Origin of the sequence: Chryseolinea serpens (genome assembly GCF_900129725.1) — a bacterium.
In the GTDB taxonomy this organism is placed as follows: Bacteria; Bacteroidota; Bacteroidia; order Cytophagales; family Cyclobacteriaceae; genus Chryseolinea; species Chryseolinea serpens.
On the sequence record NZ_FQWQ01000002.1, the window covers coordinates 592,335 to 608,968 of the forward strand.

Annotated in this window: 12 protein-coding genes; 10 read left to right on the top strand and 2 right to left on the bottom strand. The window is 52.0% G+C overall.

Features of this window, described 5'->3' with window-relative positions:
- Positions 1-133 precede the first annotated feature (133 nt).
- Genes BUB30_RS16515 through BUB30_RS16530 form a run of 4 tightly spaced genes read left to right on the top strand, consistent with a single transcriptional unit; the run spans position 134 to position 3,445 of the window.
- Positions 134-715 carry an ankyrin repeat domain-containing protein gene (locus BUB30_RS16515; RefSeq protein WP_073136068.1) on the top strand — a complete coding sequence of 194 codons (582 nt, stop codon included), beginning with the start codon at positions 134-136 and terminating at the stop codon, positions 713-715.
- A 23-nt stretch (positions 716-738) separates the two neighbouring features.
- On the top strand, positions 739-1,836 hold the full coding sequence (locus BUB30_RS16520) for an acyltransferase family protein (RefSeq protein WP_073136070.1): 1,098 nt from the start codon (positions 739-741) through the stop codon (positions 1,834-1,836).
- Positions 1,837-1,847: 11 nt separating this feature from the next.
- A complete protein-coding gene (locus BUB30_RS16525; RefSeq protein ID WP_073136072.1) occupies positions 1,848-2,693 on the top strand; it encodes an ABC transporter ATP-binding protein in 846 nt (281 codons plus the stop codon).
- Positions 2,694-2,695: 2 nt separating this feature from the next.
- Positions 2,696-3,445 carry an ABC transporter permease gene (locus BUB30_RS16530; protein WP_073136074.1) on the top strand — a complete coding sequence of 250 codons (750 nt, stop codon included), beginning with the start codon at positions 2,696-2,698 and terminating at the stop codon, positions 3,443-3,445.
- An 11-nt stretch (positions 3,446-3,456) separates the two neighbouring features.
- Here BUB30_RS16530 and BUB30_RS16535 read toward each other — a convergent pair whose 3' ends face one another.
- Together BUB30_RS16535 and BUB30_RS16540 are read right to left on the bottom strand one after the other, a co-directional pair.
- Positions 3,457-5,838 (bottom strand): ABC transporter permease, encoded by a 2,382-nt coding sequence (locus BUB30_RS16535; RefSeq protein WP_073136076.1) that lies wholly within the window; start codon positions 5,836-5,838, stop codon positions 3,457-3,459.
- A gap of 276 nt (positions 5,839-6,114) precedes the next feature.
- Complete coding sequence (locus BUB30_RS16540) at positions 6,115-6,867, bottom strand: SDR family NAD(P)-dependent oxidoreductase (RefSeq protein ID WP_073136078.1); 753 nt, start codon at positions 6,865-6,867, stop codon at positions 6,115-6,117.
- A 103-nt stretch (positions 6,868-6,970) separates the two neighbouring features.
- Here BUB30_RS16540 and BUB30_RS16545 point away from each other — a divergent pair, with 103 nt between their 5' ends.
- The 6 genes from BUB30_RS16545 to BUB30_RS16570 all read left to right on the top strand — a co-directional run bounded on the left by BUB30_RS16545 (position 6,971) and on the right by BUB30_RS16570 (position 16,625).
- Complete coding sequence (locus BUB30_RS16545) at positions 6,971-7,339, top strand: winged helix-turn-helix transcriptional regulator (RefSeq protein WP_073136080.1); 369 nt, start codon at positions 6,971-6,973, stop codon at positions 7,337-7,339.
- A gap of 268 nt (positions 7,340-7,607) precedes the next feature.
- Positions 7,608-8,165, top strand: coding sequence for an RNA polymerase sigma-70 factor (locus BUB30_RS16550; protein ID WP_084138179.1), 558 nt, complete (start codon positions 7,608-7,610; stop codon positions 8,163-8,165).
- Positions 8,166-8,307: 142 nt separating this feature from the next.
- Positions 8,308-10,197 (top strand): T9SS-dependent choice-of-anchor J family protein, encoded by a 1,890-nt coding sequence (locus tag BUB30_RS16555; protein ID WP_073136082.1) that lies wholly within the window; start codon positions 8,308-8,310, stop codon positions 10,195-10,197.
- Positions 10,198-10,229: 32 nt separating this feature from the next.
- The gene (locus BUB30_RS16560; protein ID WP_143164959.1) at positions 10,230-11,285 is read left to right on the top strand and encodes a FecR family protein; all 1,056 of its coding nucleotides are present in this window, start codon (positions 10,230-10,232) and stop codon (positions 11,283-11,285) included.
- A 250-nt stretch (positions 11,286-11,535) separates the two neighbouring features.
- A complete protein-coding gene (locus BUB30_RS16565) occupies positions 11,536-15,108 on the top strand; it encodes a SusC/RagA family TonB-linked outer membrane protein (RefSeq protein WP_221408731.1) in 3,573 nt (1,190 codons plus the stop codon).
- 41 nt (positions 15,109-15,149) lie between these two features.
- Positions 15,150-16,625 carry a RagB/SusD family nutrient uptake outer membrane protein gene (locus BUB30_RS16570; RefSeq protein ID WP_073136088.1) on the top strand — a complete coding sequence of 492 codons (1,476 nt, stop codon included), beginning with the start codon at positions 15,150-15,152 and terminating at the stop codon, positions 16,623-16,625.
- The last annotated feature ends 9 nt before the right edge of the window (positions 16,626-16,634 follow it).

Here is a 16,634-nt window from a genome sequence, read left to right on the forward strand (position 1 = left end):
ATCCCTGCGTCATAATTTATATCGAATCCCGCAAAGTTGATGGTTTTGTCCGCAAAGGTGTTTAGCCCTGCCCCGTCGTTGAGCCGTTCTTTGGGTCATTGAATTATTCAAAAAAAACTAAACACCAATGCATATGAAAACTGAAAATCGCACACACCCCGCATCCTGGATGATCGTCCTGACCGGGTTGGCTTTGATCGCCCTGGTGGCTTCCTGCAACTCTCAAGGCAGTTCGCAAAAGAAAGAAAGTGGCGTAAAAACCCCGGATGTCGACATCCACACCGCCGTGCTCACCGGCAACCAGGAAGCGTTGAAGCAACACATTGCCGCGGGCACCAACATCAATGAGAAAGACCTCTTCGGCGGATCGAGTCCCCTCATCAGCGCCGCTGTGTTTGGCAAGACGGAAGAAGCCAAAATCCTCATCGACGCGGGTGCCGACATCAACTTCCAGAACAACGACGGGTCTACACCGCTCCACACGGCTGCATTTTTCTGCAGACCGGAGATCGTCCGCATGCTGCTGGACAAAGGCGCGGACAAGACGATCAAAAATAAATTTGGCGCCACCCCCGCCCTGACGGTGGCCGGTTCGTTTGCGGAATCAAAAAATGTATACGATATGATGGGGAAAGCGCTTGAGCCCATGGGCTTGAAGCTCGACTATGCCTACATCGAAAAAACACGTCCCGAGATCGCCGAGATGTTGAAATAACAAACCACCAAAAGACCAGCACTATGTCGACCCAGAACAGAAGATACGATATCGATTGGCTTCGCGTGATCGCCATCGGGTTGTTGTTGATCTACCACATCGCCATCGCGTTTCAACCGTGGGGGATCATGATCGGCTTTATCACCAACAGCGAGCCGTGGCTTTCGCTGTGGACACCGATGATGATGTTGAACATCTGGCGCATTCCCTTCCTGTTTTTTGTTTCGGGCATGGGCGTTCACTTTTCCATGCAACACCGGAATTGGAAGGGACTGCTGCAGGAGCGTTCGCTTCGCATCCTCGTTCCCTATGTTTTTGGGATGACCTGTATTGTGCCCGTGAGCGTGTTCATCCTCCAGCGGTATTACCAGTGGGACCTTGCCTACGCGGTGAACCCGGGGCACTTGTGGTTCCTGGGAAACATTCTGGCCTATGTGGTTCTGCTGTCGCCGTTGTTCTACTACCTGAAAAAAAATCAAAACGGAAAATTTGTTGTGGGGATGAAGAAAATGCTGAGCAACCCGCTCGGCCTGATCCCCGTCGTTGGCCTTTTCATTGCCGAAGTGTTGGTGATAAAACCCATCCCCTACGAACTGTATGCCATGACCTGGCACGGCTTTGTGCTGGGGTTCCTGGCTTTCTTTGTTGGATTTTGTTTTGTGCTCTGCGGCGATTCATTCTGGAGCATGCTCGTGAAATGGCGCTGGCTATTCGTGGTGCTGGCGTCTGCACTCTTTCTGGTGCGTCTTTTGGTGCTGGGGTTAAAAACGCCGGGATACCTGTTGGTTGTTGAATCGGATTGTTGGATCTTTTCGGTATTGGCGTTTGGGAACAAATATTTGAATCACCCCAGCAAAGCGTTGTCGTATTTGAGTCAGGCTGCCTATCCGGTGTATATTCTTCATATGATCTTCCTGGCCCTGGCGTCGTGGCTGATCTTTCCCATGGCGCTTGCTGTGCCATTGAAATTTGTTATGGTGATCGTCCTCACCTTTGCCGGATGTTTTGGCGCCTTCGAGATCATCCGTCGCGTAAGTATTTTAAGGCCATTGTTCGGATTGAAAATGAAGAAACGTTCCCTCGCCGTCAATGGCGATAACCCGGGGTTGGCCCGGGCCTAAACTATAGCATCATGGTAAACCTCAAAAATGTAACAAAGCGTTTTGGCGCAAAGACGGTGGTGAACGACCTATCGCTCACCATCGCCCGCGGCGAGCTGTTCGGGTTGCTTGGCCCCAACGGCGCCGGCAAAACCACGACCATCAACATCATCGTCGGCGGCCTGCTTCCCGACGCAGGGTCGATTACACTTCAGGGATCGGGATCACCACAGGATCCAAATATCAAAAGACTGATCGGCATCGTGCCCCAAAGCCTGGCGGTCTATGAGAGCCTGACGGCATATGAGAACCTGAACTTCTTTGGCAGGCTCTATGGCTTGCAGGGAAGCGATCTCACCTCGAGTATTCAACGCGTGTTCGAGCTCGTCAACCTCACCGACCGCACGAAGGACCGGGTCAAAACCTATTCCGGTGGAATGAAGCGACGGTTGAACATTGCCATCGCGCTGCTTCATCGTCCTTCATTGCTGATCCTGGATGAGCCAACGGTGGGTGTAGATCCGCAGTCGCGAAATGCCATTTTTGACACGCTGAGAAATCTGAGAGCGGAAGGTTGTACGACCTTGCTCACCTCCCACTACCTGGAGGAAGCCCAACAACTGTGCGACACCGTTGCCATCCTGGACGAAGGCAAGTTGGTGGCCCAGGGAACGGTGGAAGAATTGATTGCGCGTCACGGCGGCCAAAGCATCCTGACGGTGGAGACCAGCAAGGGCAAGTCAAGAATAGAAACGCATGAGCCCGTTCAGGAGATCGTCCGTATCCATGCCGAAGAGCCGATCATTTCCCTGAAGATGGAGAGCCCGAGCCTGGAGAAAGCGTTTTTGAATATTACCGGAAAACATTTAAGAGATTGATCATGAAAGAAATCATCACCCTCACCCGAAAAGATCTGCAACTCCTTTTCCTGGACAAGACCAGCATCATCGTCACCTTTGCGCTACCGGTCGTGCTGGTGGCGTTGATTGGAAGTGTCTTCGCCGGTTCGTTTCCCCCTTCTTCTGGCATCACCAGCTATGACTATGCATTTTCGAAAGTGATGTTCTGGGGATTGTTCGGTGGCGTGGCCTCCTCGGTGGCGTCGCTTGCCATTGAAAAGCATTCGGGCACGATCATCCGGATCCAGCTGGCGCCGGTGCGTAAATTTCAAGTATTGGCCGGAAAAGCGCTGGCCTGTATCAGCGTGATCCTGATCAGTTCTTTTGTGACGTGGACTTTTACTTCTGTGCTTTTCGGTATCAAGACCGCTTCGCTTTTGAACATGATCCTCATTTGTTTTTCGAATGCCGTGTTCTTTGCCGGGCTGATGACCTTCCTGGCCAACTTTGTGAGCACGGAGCGCGCGGCGGGTGCGTTGAGCTGGTCGGTGGCACAGCTGCTGGCGTGTTTCAGTGGCATTATGTTCCCGGTCATGATCATGCCTTCATGGATGAAGACGGCTACGAACTTTAATCCCGTGACCTGGGCCGTGAAGGCGATGGAGATCGCGCTTTGGACCGGTGGAACGTTCCATGAATTGGTGTTGCCCGTTTCGATTACGCTAGGTGCCGGGCTTTTCTTTTTTGCCTGCAGTGTATACTTGTTCCGATGGACAACACAGAACGCGTGACCAAATCAAATTCACTCACTTCTCAACGCCTTTACGGGATTTTCCCAAGCGGCTTTAAATGCCTGAAAACTCACCGTCACTAGCGAAACGACCACTACAAACACAGCGGCAAACGCGAACATGAATGCATTGAGTTGAATGTGGTAAGGATAGTACTGCAACCATTGTGCAGCGAGCTGCCACGCGGCGGGCATGGCGATGAGCAGGGAAAGAACAATGAGCTTCAGGAAATCTTTCGTGAGCAGCGTCACCGCGGCAGCTACGGAAGATCCCAACACTTTGCGTATGCCAATTTCCTTTGTTCTCTTTTCAGCGGCCAGTACCGACATGCCGAACAATCCAATGCAGGAAATAAAGATCGTAAACCCCGCGCCAAACATCATGACCTTTTTCCATTTTGCTTCCGCGTTGTAGTTCTTTTGATATTCGAGTGTCTTGAATTCATGTTGATACAAACTCATTGGAAACACTTTGTTGAACGTCTTCTGAATGTAGGTGAGGGCGTCCGCTACATGGTCGGGATTGATCCGCACCAGCGCCAGTCCATAATCTCTTGCGGGACTCATGGTGAATATTTGCGGGCCAATTTCCTGGTTTAAGGGAAGATAGTGATAGTCTTTTACGACGCCTACGACCGTATATTTTTCCTGGTTCCGGTACCAGAAGTTCACCTCCTGGCCGATGGGGTCTTTCCAGCCGGCGTTCTTTACAAACGTTTCATTCACGATGATTGCGTGGGTTCCGTCTGAAGGGAATTTCGAGGAGAAATTTCTACCCTGAACGACCGGGATCTTGTACAGCGGAAAATAGGATTCATCGATAGTCTCATAATCAAATTCGGCCTCGATATCGCCACTGATCTTCGCCGACGTGCCTTCCCTGCCGCCATTGCGGGCAGAGACATAAAGGATATCGGGATTCTTCAACAATTCCGTTTTCAGCAAATTTGCATCGCGATGGGTCAATCCGGGTTTCCGGATGATGATGACATTATCCTGGTCATAGCCAAGATCGGTGTTGATGAGGTAGTTGAATTGTGAATAGACGATGATCGTCGCCATCACCAGCAATGTTGATAGCGCGAATTGCAGTACGATCAGTCCTTTTTGCAAATTTACCTTGCCTAGTTTCAGACCATTGTAAAGTGATCTCACCGGGTGATAGCCGGAAAGGATCATGGCGGGATAAAATCCGGCCAGCATTCCGGTGATGAGGAACAACCCTGCATACGCCAGCACCATCCTGACATTTAGAAGATAGGAAAGGAACAGGACCTTGTTTGAAAGCTGGTTGAAGAAGGGCAGGACCGTCTGAACAAGAACGAGCGCAAGCAAGAAAGCCGCCAGGCACAACAGGTAGGATTCGCCCAGGAACTGGATCATCAACTGTCGCTTATCACCACCAACAACCTTTCTGATGCCGATCTCTTTCGCCCGCTTCACGGAGCGTGCAATCGTCAGGTTCACGAAGTTAATGCAGGCAATCAGCAAAATAAAAAGGGCGATACCCGATAAAATGTAGGAGTACATCGGGTCGCTGGCATCTTTAAGTCCATTATCGGCTTTGTATATTTTGCTCAGGTGTATATCGGTGAGGGGCTGCAGCACGTGAACGATCGAAGTCTTGTTGTTGTATTTTACAGCGGAATTCAAAATGGTTTCCCGCGCTTCCTTTTCATACACTTGTTTCATTTTGGCTTCGACGTCATTAACATTTGCCCCCGCTTCGAGCTCCACAAACGTATTCAGGAAAAAATCTGCCCACGATTCATCGTTCGCATCCACTTTGAGCGGCGCGATGATGTTGAATTTTATCGAGGAGTTGTCAGGACAATTCCGGGACACACCGGTGATGGCATAGGGTTCGAACACATTGTTCGCTTTCAGGTAAAGGTCCATGCCCAACACATCCGTCTTTCCAAAGAGTCGCAGGGCCATTGCTTCGGAGATCACGACGGAGCGCGGATCACCCAGTGCGGTTTGGGGGGCTCCGCTGATCAAGGGAAAGTCGAAGACGGAAAAGAAATTGCTGTCGGCTGCATACACCAGTTCGCTGGTGATCTCACTTCCTTGTTTCAGTTCTGTAACATAGCCCGTCAGGCGCACGAAGGACTTCACTTCTGGCACGGCGGCGTGGAAACTTGGGCCTTGAAAATAACCGGTGTTCCCTCCCCTGCTTTCAATACTGCCATCCGGGTTGATACGGTTGTGGCCAATGCGATAGATGTTGGAGACATTGGCGTGAAAGCGATCGTAGCTTAATTCGTCGTTCGTATATAATATGATCAGCATGGCGGAGGCCAGGCCGAGACTTAGTCCAATGACATTGATCGCCGAATAGATCTTGTTCCGGAGCAGGTTTCGGAGGGTAGATTTAAAATAATGCTGTAACATAATCGAGAGGGTGAAGTGATTACATAGCGTTATGTTCCCATGGCCATAAAATGTCTCCCGGGTCGGGTGGGCGCGTGGAACGTGGGGAAGATTTCCAAAACTATGCCATCCAAAAGGGGGCACAAACGAAGGTTATTGAGGCATGGTCGAATGGAAAATGTTCTATAACGGACGGCTGCGGTCGCAATTGGGAATCGGCCGCATTGACTTTTGCAACCGGCTCTGCTGGGCCGAGCATTAGGGTGACCGGATCAAAATAAGCATTCAGGATACCGATCAGAACGGGTAGTGACGCATGCCACCATCGACAACGGCGACGGTGCCGGTGATGTAGCGTGCGCGAGGCGACACCAGGAACGTGGCCATGTTGGCGATGTCCTGCGGTTCACCAAAATCACCCAGCGGGATCTCGCGTTCGGCGAATTTTGTGCGTTCGTCGGTGGAGAACACCCGGCGGATATTGGCTGTGTCGATGAGACCGGGTTGCAGACAGTTGACGGTGATGCCGTAGCGCCCCAGTTGTCCGGCGAGTTGCTTGGACCACACCACGATGCTCGCCTTGGCAACCGCCGAAGCATTGATCGACCGAAGCTCATAGGTGCTGGTGATGTTCAGGATCGCGCCTTGCTTGCGTTCCATCATGTGGGGCAAGAGTTGTTGTGTCAGTTGCCGGTGGCGGTCGAAGTCCAGCGTCATGGCTGCGCTCCACTCCTCTTCCGGTCCGTTCACATCCAGTGGGCGGCTGCGGCCGGCGTTGTTGATCAGAATATCAACATGACCCAAGCGGGATAGTGCCATAGCCGCGATCTTTTGTGGCCCGTCGGGCGCAACGAAATCCTGAACAAACACCATCGGTTCCACACCGCCCGCAGCAACGATTTCATCTTTGAAACTATTTAACAATCCTTCGTTTCTTCCTACGGCAAAGACCGTCACGCCTTCGATCGCCAATTCTTTTGCCATGGCCCGGCCAAGTCCCTGGCTGGCGCCGGTCACCAAAGCCGTTTTTCCTTTTAAATACAGATCCATAATTTTCTCTTGCGGGTTTAAAATTTCTTCACAAGAGTAGTGACCGGCATCTGATTTTACACGTTGTAGAATTGATTGTAGGATACTATCAAATATGTAAGTCATGGCGGACAGAAAGAAAAACTCGACGTATTCCCGGAACGAAAAATGCATTATTGAATGCGACCTCACTTATGTGGTTTCCAAGATCGAGGGGCGGTGGAAACTTCAGATCCTCAGTATGCTGGAGGACAAAAAACTCCGGTTTAGTGAACTAAAGAAGGAATTTTCGTTTACCACGGAGCGCATGCTCACGCTGCAATTGCGGGCCCTGGAGCAGGACGGCCTGGTGAAACGGACCGTCTATGCGGAAGTTCCTCCCCGGGTGGAATATGAACTCACGGAGATGGCGTTGGAGCTGGGGCCTATTTTTAAACAATTGAGTGATTGGGGGAGTAAACACCGGAGTCTAACAAAGAAGGAATTAGTATAAGAAGGGATTCAATTCATTTCATTCGAGACAACGGCGCCCGAAAACTTCTTCCATACGCCTTCTCGTGGCCGCAAAAAGAAATCATTCTGTCTGTCGACCCGTTCAATGGCGTGATCTGGTCATGAACACCTGAACAATCGTTTGAGGTGAGGCAACAAACTTTTTTGCTATTTTTAGGGACCCCCCGGAAGAGCCTCGGCTTTGTCGCGACCATCCCAGTCTAGCGATAGCGGCCCCGTCAGTGCCAGGGAGGATGGAGCAATAGCCTGTGAAAGAAAACCTGGAAGAGGACCTGATTCGTCGGATAAATGATGGTGACGAGCGAGCCTTTAAGCTCGTGTTCGATCTCTATTACCGTCCCCTCACCCTCTTCGCCATGAAGTATGTGCGCGAAGTGGAAGACGCCAAGGAAATCGTACAAGATTTTTTTGTACGCATGTGGTCAAAACGCGACACGCTCGAAATCAGGTTTTCGCTTCGCATCTATTTATACCGCAGCGTCCGGAATGCCTGTCTCAACTTTATTGCCTCCGGCAAAGTGGAGAAGAAACGGATGATGGGGTATGAACATCCCCAGGTCTCGAACGACAACGCCCTGGAGCACATGATGGCCGCCGAGCAGGAAGAGCTCCTGATGCGGGCCATCGACAACCTTCCGGAAAAGTGCCGCCAGATCTTTGTCATGAGCCGCATGAACCGGCTTTCGCACCAGGCCATCGCCACACAGCTAAACCTCTCCGTGAAAACGGTAGAAGCTCAAATCTCGATAGCCCTGAAACGGCTGGCGGAATGGATCATCACCCTCGTCATGTTTTTTTGCGACTAGAACCCACCCGACCTTTTAAGACCCGGGCCACCTCCTGCGCCTAGTTAAAATAATTAAAAAAAATTCGGCCCTCGTTTAAGGGGTCCCCTTTCATTTTCTGTCTGTACGGTAATTCAAGCGGAATTTTACCTAATGGCTTTCTATGGATAGAATTTTTACGGTCTCTCTTTTTCGCGTTTTCAGGTTTAGGATTGGCGGTGAATTCCGGAAGGGGTTCCTGGTGATGGCCCTGTGGTGTGGACTGTTTCAGGCCCAGGCACAAGACCCAACCTTTTATGAAACGTTCGACAGCACGCCCATGGGCGAGGTGCCCGAGGGATGGCGGACGTATTCGCTCAATGGCGACCGTGGCAATAACTGGGTGCGGTCAGTGTATGGCTTTTTTGGTCCCAAGGTGATGACCAGCGGCGTGGAGTATGCGCTGCCCGGAAAAATAGATGAAGACTGGCTTGTCACGCCACAGATCATGCCCCAGGAAAACGACTTTTTGATCTTTGATTCGGGACAGGAATTTGTGAATGACGATTGGGGCTCGACCTTCGAGATCTGGATCTCGACCAAGACCGACAACCGCGCCGACTTCACCGAGTTATTAAGGAGCTACACCGAGCCTGAATTCCCAGGCTACTTATATTCCGAGCGTCTGCTGCTCGATCTTTCCGCCTATCAGGACACTCCCATTTACATCGCCTTTGTCCATAAAAATCCCGTGACCGGTGAGTCCTCGGATCCCGACAATCCCAATCCGCCGGTAGAGAATTGGTACCTCGACAATGTTTGGGTGAGGCCGGTGCAGCCGTTGGATTATAGTGCGGGAGAAATATTCGGTTCGTTCGATAACGTGATCCGCGTGGTGCAGTCGCGCACGACGGTCATCATCAGTGTAGTCGTGCGCACGGCGGGTGACAACGGCAGCGCCGACATCTCTGCGCTCAGCTTCACCACGGCGGAATCTTCGTCAAAGGTTAAAATTAAAGAAGCAACCCTTTACACAACCTACGGAGATTCTTTTCTCTCGACCAATGACGACACCGGTGAGGTTAATGCCGACATGTTCGGGTCCGTCACCGATCCGGGAAATGAATTTACCATTGAGGGTTTTCAAAATCTCGGTCGTGGCGACAACTATTTCTGGCTCATGTATACGCTGGAGGCCGATGACGCGGTGCTCACCTATCCCTACCCCGAAGTCGACGCCACGTTTGAGAGCGTCGTTGTGAATGGCGTCGAACACGCCACAACGCTGAGCACGACCGCGGCAACCCATCCGGTCGTGCCGAATACGCCCGTGAACGACAACTATGCCAATGCTATAGATATCGCCCCTGCGACAGGTACGATTCGCTTGGGCTCGTACAACTATAAGGCTACCGTTGAAAGGGAGATCGGCGTGGAAAGGCTTGCCTATTGTGCCACGCCGATCTATCAATCGGCTATGGACGGATGCAATTCTGTATGGTGGCATTTCAAAGCGCCAAGTGCCGGCCTCATCACCGCCGATCTGTCAACGAGCAGTTTCAACACGCTGTTGCTCATTCAGGATGAGCAGGGCGACCAACTGGCGTGCAGCAAAGACATCGATGAATCGGCGCTGGTATTGCAATCGCGCATCTCAAACTTCCCGGTTGCCGAAGGGCAGGAACTGTATATCCGCGTAACGGGTGAAGGAGGATTCCCGGAGGATCCCAATGCCGCGAGCGGCGTGGTGAACCTGGATTTCACGTTTGAAGTTCCGCTCGGGGTGGAAGGTCCGTTCTCCTATGAGCTCTCCGAACTTTATCCCAACCCCGGCAACGGAAAGGTGCATGTAGACCTGGTGCTGCATCGTCCCGCTAATGTGGTATTGGAGGTAACGAATCTCATGGGACAGACCGTGCAGGTTCAGGATGAGGGCTTTTTGAACGCCGGAAAATATGAACACGTCACGCTCGACGTGACAGCGCTTCCGGCGGGCCCCTATTTCGTGCGTATGCGCGGAAGCGCCGACACGGCCCACAAGTTGATCGTGGTGAACGATGGGGACGTGCGTTGATCGAACAGAAAAATCATTTTTTACAGAACACGATGGAAGATAACAAAGACGACGACAGAAGCTGGTACCTGGCTTCGAAACGGTTAACCGAAGGTCTCTCCGATGCCGAGGCATTGGAATGGGAGGCTTTGCTGCGCAACGAAAAATTCAAAAATGATTTTGCCTTACTCGAAAAGCATTGGCATGCGCTGGAGTCGTCTGTCTATGCGCAAATCAACGTTAGCGAAGATTGGGAAGCCGTGCGCGCAAAGATCAGGGCCCTGCCACAAACGCAGAAGCGATTTGCATTTTCGTCCTGGCTCCGCTACGCAGCGGCGGCAGCTCTTTTTGTGACGAGCGCTTACGTGGGCTGGAATTTCAGGAAGCAACGGGAGACAGCTTTTGTCACTAAGATCGAGGCGCCTGCCGGAGCGCGTACATATGTGACCCTGCCCGACAGCTCACATGTTTGGCTCAATGCCGGCACATTGATTTCTTTCGACCAGCATTTTGGAACGGACAATCGCAGCCTTACACTAGAGGGAGAAGCTTTCTTTGATGTAGAGAAGAGCAGCGTTCCGTTCGAGGTCCACACCGTAGACATCGATATCGCCGTGCTCGGCACAGCTTTCAACGTGAAGGCCTATCGGAACGATGACGCGGTGAGCACAACGTTGGTCCGTGGCGCCTTGAAGGTTAAGCGCATAAAGGCGACGGGCGTGGCGGAAGAAGTATTGCTCCGTCCAAATGACAAAATAACGCTGCAGGGAATACCCTCAGAAAGATCGGGTCATCCGTTGACGCTCCAGAGAAATATCGACGCCGTCGCCGAGGCCGATTGGAAAGACGGCTGGCTGACTGCGCGCGGGGAGTCTTTAAGCGAGCTTTCGAAAAAAATAGAAAGGCTCTACAATGTGGCCATCCATTTTGAAAACGACAGTCTGAAGGCTTATAAGTATACCGGGCGCATCCAGCAGTTCAGCCTGGAGCAAGTGTTGAAAGCGCTGGCCCTGACGTCGCCGATCGATTTTGTGATCAACGAAAAAAGCGTGACGCTGCGCGAGAACAAGAACACAAAATCAAAATACAAAACCTTACCCACACCCTGACGATTTGAAATGCTTAACCCTTACGCTATGACAAAACAATACCACAGCACATAACCTACGCATCGTCTAAAAAAAAGCAGGATCAAAAGATGCTGACACATCTCCTGATCCCTTAGGACAGACAAAATAGTTACCAACCCTGTGACGGAGTGGAACGATATTATTTTACCTAATCCCAGCGAATTCTATGAAAAAAAACGGATACGGCCAAGGAAACCTATGGCCAGTATTAATTAAAACGGCGTTGGTTATGAAAATCTGGCTTTTACTACTGATCCCCGCAGGTGTCGCGCTGGCGGGTACAGCGCACTCTCAAAACCTGAGCCTGGAGCTAAAGGATGTCACCATCCGCCAGGCGCTGCATGCCATTGAGCGGGAGAGCGGGTATTCCTTTTTTTACAATGACTCCTTCAGGGACCTGGAGAAAAAGATCTCTGTCACCGCAAAGAATGAACCGATCTCCGACGTGCTGGGACGCGTGCTCAGCAACACGCTGCTCACCCACAAATTCCTGGAGGGGAAACTGATTGTGATCGTCCTGAAAGATGCCCCTGAAAAAATCAGGGTCCATGGTCAAGTGACCGGAGTCGACATAAAAACTTCCCTGCCCGGCGTGAACGTTACCGTGAAAGGCACGTCAACCGGAACGGTGACCGATACCAATGGCGATTATGTGATCGACGTGGATCCGGGTGCCACGCTGGTGTTTTCTTTTGTGGGATACATTAGCACGGAAGTGAAGGTGACCGGCGAAACCCGGATCGACATCGAGCTGGAAGTGGAGGCCAAAACGTTGAATGAGGTCACCGTGGTTTCCACCGGCTACCAGGAGGTGGACAAGCGTTTGTTTACGGGCGCCGTGGTGACGCTGGGTTCAAAAGATTTCAAGACCGACGGCACCATCGATGTGAGTCGCATGTTGCAGGGGCGCGCCGCCGGGGTGTCGGTGCAAAACGTGTCGGGCACGTTTGGGGCAGCACCCAAGATCAGGGTGCGTGGCGCGACGTCGATCACCGGTGACAACAAACCGTTGTGGGTAGTCGACAATGTCGTGCTCGAGGATGTGGTGAACATTTCTGCGGAGCAGCTGACGACGGGTGATCCCAATACACTCATCGGCTCGTCGGTGGCGGGGTTGAATTCCGATGACATCGAGAGCATCACGATCCTGAAAGATGCATCGGCTACGGCCTTGTATGGAGCGCGCGCCAAGGATGGTGTGATCGTCATCAAAACAAAAAGAGGACGCGTGGGCAAACCGGTCATTACCTACACCGGCAACTTCTCAACCTATCTCAAGCCCTCTTACGACAACTATAACATTCTGAACTCCGTCGACCAGATGTCGGTCTATGCCGAAATGGAACGCAAGGGGTTGCTGAATCACTCCGACATGGTGTCGCAGCCCAACGGTGGGGTGTACAAGAAAATGTATGACATCATCAACAGTTCCTACAATGAACAAACCGACCAGTTCGATCTGCTGAACACCCCCCAGGAACGCCGTGCCTTTTTGCAACGCTATGCATTGGCCAACACCAACTGGTTTGACAAGCTTTTCAAAAACTCTTTTGTACAGGAGCATTCGCTGGGCGTTTCTTCGGGAACAAAAGTGTCGCAGCTTTACTTTTCCACCAGCTATTATGACGACAACGGCTGGACCATTGCCGACCACGTGGACCGCTACACCCTCAATGCCAACGCCACCTTCAAGCTTTCCGACAAAGTCGGCTTCGGGCTCACCGCCAATGGTTCATCGCGTACGCAGCGTGTGCCGGGAACCGTGGCGCGACAAGTGGACGTGGTGGAAGGCCGCTACAACCGCGACTTCGACATCAACCCCTTCAGCTTTGCGCTGAACACCAGCCGCGTGCTCACCGCGGAGGATGAAGCGGGCAACCTGGAATATTTCACGCGCAACTATGCACCGTTCAACATCATCAAGGAGACGCAAACAAACTACATCGACCTGAACTTGCTGGACCTTCGTTTGCAAGGTGATTTTAACTACCAGATCACCAAAGATCTCAAGTATGAATTCGTCGGCGCCGTGCGCGACGTGCGCACCACCACGGAACACAAGGTGGGCGACGATTCCAATATGGCGGAAGCCTATCGCGCCGCAGGTTCGCAGGTGATCCGGCAGGGAAACAAATTCCTTTACTACAACCCCGACTTTCCGAATCTTGACCCGGTGGTGGTCTTGCCTGAAGGAGGTTTCTATAATCGCTCCGACGACCAGATGCGAAGCTATTATGTGAAGGATCAACTCACCTGGAAACACGCGTTCGGCACCAAACATCATGTGAATCTTGTCGGGGGTCACGAGTTGCGCATGATCGACCGTCAAAATTCATACAACAACGGTTATGGCTACCAGTTCAACAAAGGCGGCATTGCTTTTACGGACTACCTCATCATTAAGCAACTGCTCGAAGGCAACTTCAACTACTTTGGCATGGGCTATACCAAAGAGCGGTATGCCAGCTTCTATGCATCGGCAAACTATTCGTTCAACGACAAATATGTGTTGAACGCCACCACGCGCATGGATGGCTCCAACAAACTTGGCGAAGCGCGCACGGCGCGTTGGCTGCCCACCTGGAATGTGAGCGGCGCCTGGAACCTGGACGCCGAAAATTTTATGAACGCTGTTCGTGCCGTAGATTACCTCACGCTCAAGGCGGGCTATGGGCTCACGGCAAACGTCGGCAATGCCACAAACTCATCGGTGGTGTATCGCAGTGGCACAACGCCTCATCCGCACTTTGATGAGACCGAATCGCAGATCATCATCGACGGGCTCGAGAACCAGGATCTGACATGGGAAAAACAATATGAATTGAACATAGGGTTGAGCACCGGCTTCTTCAACCGGTTCACCGTGGCGTTCGATTATTATAACCGGAATCACTTCGACCTGATCAGCGTCATCAAAACCTCGGGCATTGGCGGTGAGCCTTACAAAGCCATCAACTATGCCGATATGAAGTCGCATGGCATCGATCTTTCCATCGGCGCCACCGTATTAAACGGAGGAGGATTGACGTGGACGACCAACTTTGTGTATAGTCAAAACAAGAGTCGCATCACCAACCTGAAAAACCTGCCGCGCATCTACAACCTGGTGTTCCAGGATGGTGGCGCGCAGCAAGGCTACCCGGTGCGGGGTCTTTTTTCGATCGACTACAAAGGCCTTAACCCGGAGAACGGCGTGCCCACGTTTATCGATCACGACGGAAAATTGGGCACCAATGTCTTTCTGCAAAGTCTGAACACGCAATATCTCAAATACGAAGGCCCCGTCGACCCCACCTACACGGGAGGATTTTCGAATACATTCCGCTACAAGCAGCTTTCGTTGAATGTGTTTTTTACCTACCAGGGCGGCAACAAGATCAGGCTCAATCCCGCTTTCAAAAACGGTTACTCCGATCTCGATGCCATGCCACGCGAATTCCTCGACCGCTGGATCACACCGGGTGACGAAAAGTACACTGACATTCCCGCCATTGCAGACCTGAACGTACTGGCCGGCCTGGGTTCAACATATCCCTACAACACGTACAACTATTCCACGGCACGGGTAGCCGACGGTGGGTTTGTGCGCATGCGTACCATCTCGCTCAGCTACACGCTTCCCAATAAGATCGTGGCCGGCACCACGTTCACCAGCGCCTCGATCAGCCTGACGGGCACGAACCTTTGGCTGGTCTATGCCGACAAGAAATTGTATGGACAGGATCCCGAGTTCTTTAGTTCGGGGGGTGTGGCATTGCCGGTGCCGCGACAGATCACGCTCTCAGTAAAGCTCGTGCTCTGATGAATGAAGTATAGGATATCGAATTATTAAAAAGTAATCGGATGAAAAAGAAAGTATCGATCCTCTTTGTAGCCGGCGTCCTGCTGATGACGGGCTGCGACGACTTTTTATCGGAAACCCCCGACAACCGGGCGAGTCTCGATTCGAAGGAGAAGATCGCGGAATTGTTGGTGACGGCCTATCCGGAAGCGAACTACATTCCCTTTTGTGAAGCGCTGTCGGATAACGTGGAAGATAATTTTGGCGGCACCGAAAATGTGACCAACGCCGACCCTTGGTTTTGGAGGGACGCTTCGGCGACCTGGCAAGACTCGCCGGAGTTTTATTGGAATGGATGCTACACCGCCATCGCGGCTGCCAACCATGCCTTGCGGGCCATCGAACAAAGTGACGACCCCGCTTTCTATGATGCACAAAAAGGTGAAGCGCTTTTGGCCAGGGCCTACTCCCATTTTATGCTGGTGAGTTTGTTTGCAAACATGTACGATCCCCAAACCGCTTCCGGCGACCTTGGCATTCCCTATGTGACCGACCCGGAAACCGTGTCGCTGAAAACATACGAGCGCAAGACCGTAGAATATGTCTACGAAATGATTGAAAAAGATTTGACGGTAGGCTTACCGCTCATCGACGATCGGTCTTATGGCGGATCCGGAACCAACGCCGCCAACCTGGCGCGCTTTCATTTTACGCGCGCAGCCGCACATGCTTTTGCTTCGCGGTTCTACCTATTTAAAAAAGACTATGCAAAAGTGATCGAGCATGCCAACGCCGTGCTGGATGGCAACGACATCCCCTCCGTGCTCCGGCCCTGGAACACAACTTACCGCACCCTCACCTCAAACGAGCTGACGCTGACCTATACGCGATCGACCGAAAAAGCGAACCTGCTGTTGTGCGACACCCAATCCAACTGGGGCACGAGCTTTAACCAGGTTCGCTATTCCACCGGCGCGACGCGGAGAGCGGAGATCTTCTTTATCAACAATCCCGCACAGGGCAACTATGCCTACTCCACCTATTACACCAACACGGGAGTGAATTTTGTCTTCAAATTCCGCGAGCACTTTGTGCGCGTCGGTATGAATGCCACTACGGGATATTCGTATACCATCATTCCCTTGTTCAGCACAGAAGAAGTTTTGTTGAACCGGGCCGAGGCCTATGCCATGCAGGTGCAGTTTCATGAAGCGTTGGACGAGATGAATCTGTTCATCAGCACACGCGTGCTCAACTATGACCCGGAGGTTCACAACGTGACGTTCAACCGCCTGTATAACCTCTATCACGAAACCGACAACAAAAAAGCGATCGTGCGGGGAATATTGGAATTGCGGCGGGCAGAGTTCCTGCACGAAGGGCTCCGCTGGTTTGACATTCTGCGGCACAAACTTCCCGTGACGCATACTTCTTTTGATGGCCAAAGCACAACGCTCGCGCCAAACGATCCGCGACGCATCTTGCAGATCCCGGCCGAGGCGATTTCCGTCGGCGGTCTTCGTCCCAATCCCCGGTAACGCATAAAC

Bases quoted from the DNA above. Each gene is read 5' to 3' on its own strand.
- BUB30_RS16515 (WP_073136068.1), top strand. From the start codon at position 134: ATGAAAACTGAAAATCGCACACACCCCGCATCCTGGATGATCGTCCTG.
- BUB30_RS16520 (WP_073136070.1), top strand. From the start codon at position 739: ATGTCGACCCAGAACAGAAGATACGATATCGATTGGCTTCGCGTGATC.
- BUB30_RS16525 (WP_073136072.1), top strand. From the start codon at position 1,848: ATGGTAAACCTCAAAAATGTAACAAAGCGTTTTGGCGCAAAGACGGTG.
- BUB30_RS16530 (WP_073136074.1), top strand. From the start codon at position 2,696: ATGAAAGAAATCATCACCCTCACCCGAAAAGATCTGCAACTCCTTTTC.
- BUB30_RS16535 (WP_073136076.1), bottom strand. From the start codon at position 5,838: ATGTTACAGCATTATTTTAAATCTACCCTCCGAAACCTGCTCCGGAAC.
- BUB30_RS16540 (WP_073136078.1), bottom strand. From the start codon at position 6,867: ATGGATCTGTATTTAAAAGGAAAAACGGCTTTGGTGACCGGCGCCAGC.
- BUB30_RS16545 (WP_073136080.1), top strand. From the start codon at position 6,971: ATGGCGGACAGAAAGAAAAACTCGACGTATTCCCGGAACGAAAAATGC.
- BUB30_RS16555 (WP_073136082.1), top strand. From the start codon at position 8,308: ATGGATAGAATTTTTACGGTCTCTCTTTTTCGCGTTTTCAGGTTTAGG.
- BUB30_RS16560 (WP_143164959.1), top strand. From the start codon at position 10,230: ATGGAAGATAACAAAGACGACGACAGAAGCTGGTACCTGGCTTCGAAA.
- BUB30_RS16565 (WP_221408731.1), top strand. From the start codon at position 11,536: ATGAAAATCTGGCTTTTACTACTGATCCCCGCAGGTGTCGCGCTGGCG.
- BUB30_RS16570 (WP_073136088.1), top strand. From the start codon at position 15,150: ATGAAAAAGAAAGTATCGATCCTCTTTGTAGCCGGCGTCCTGCTGATG.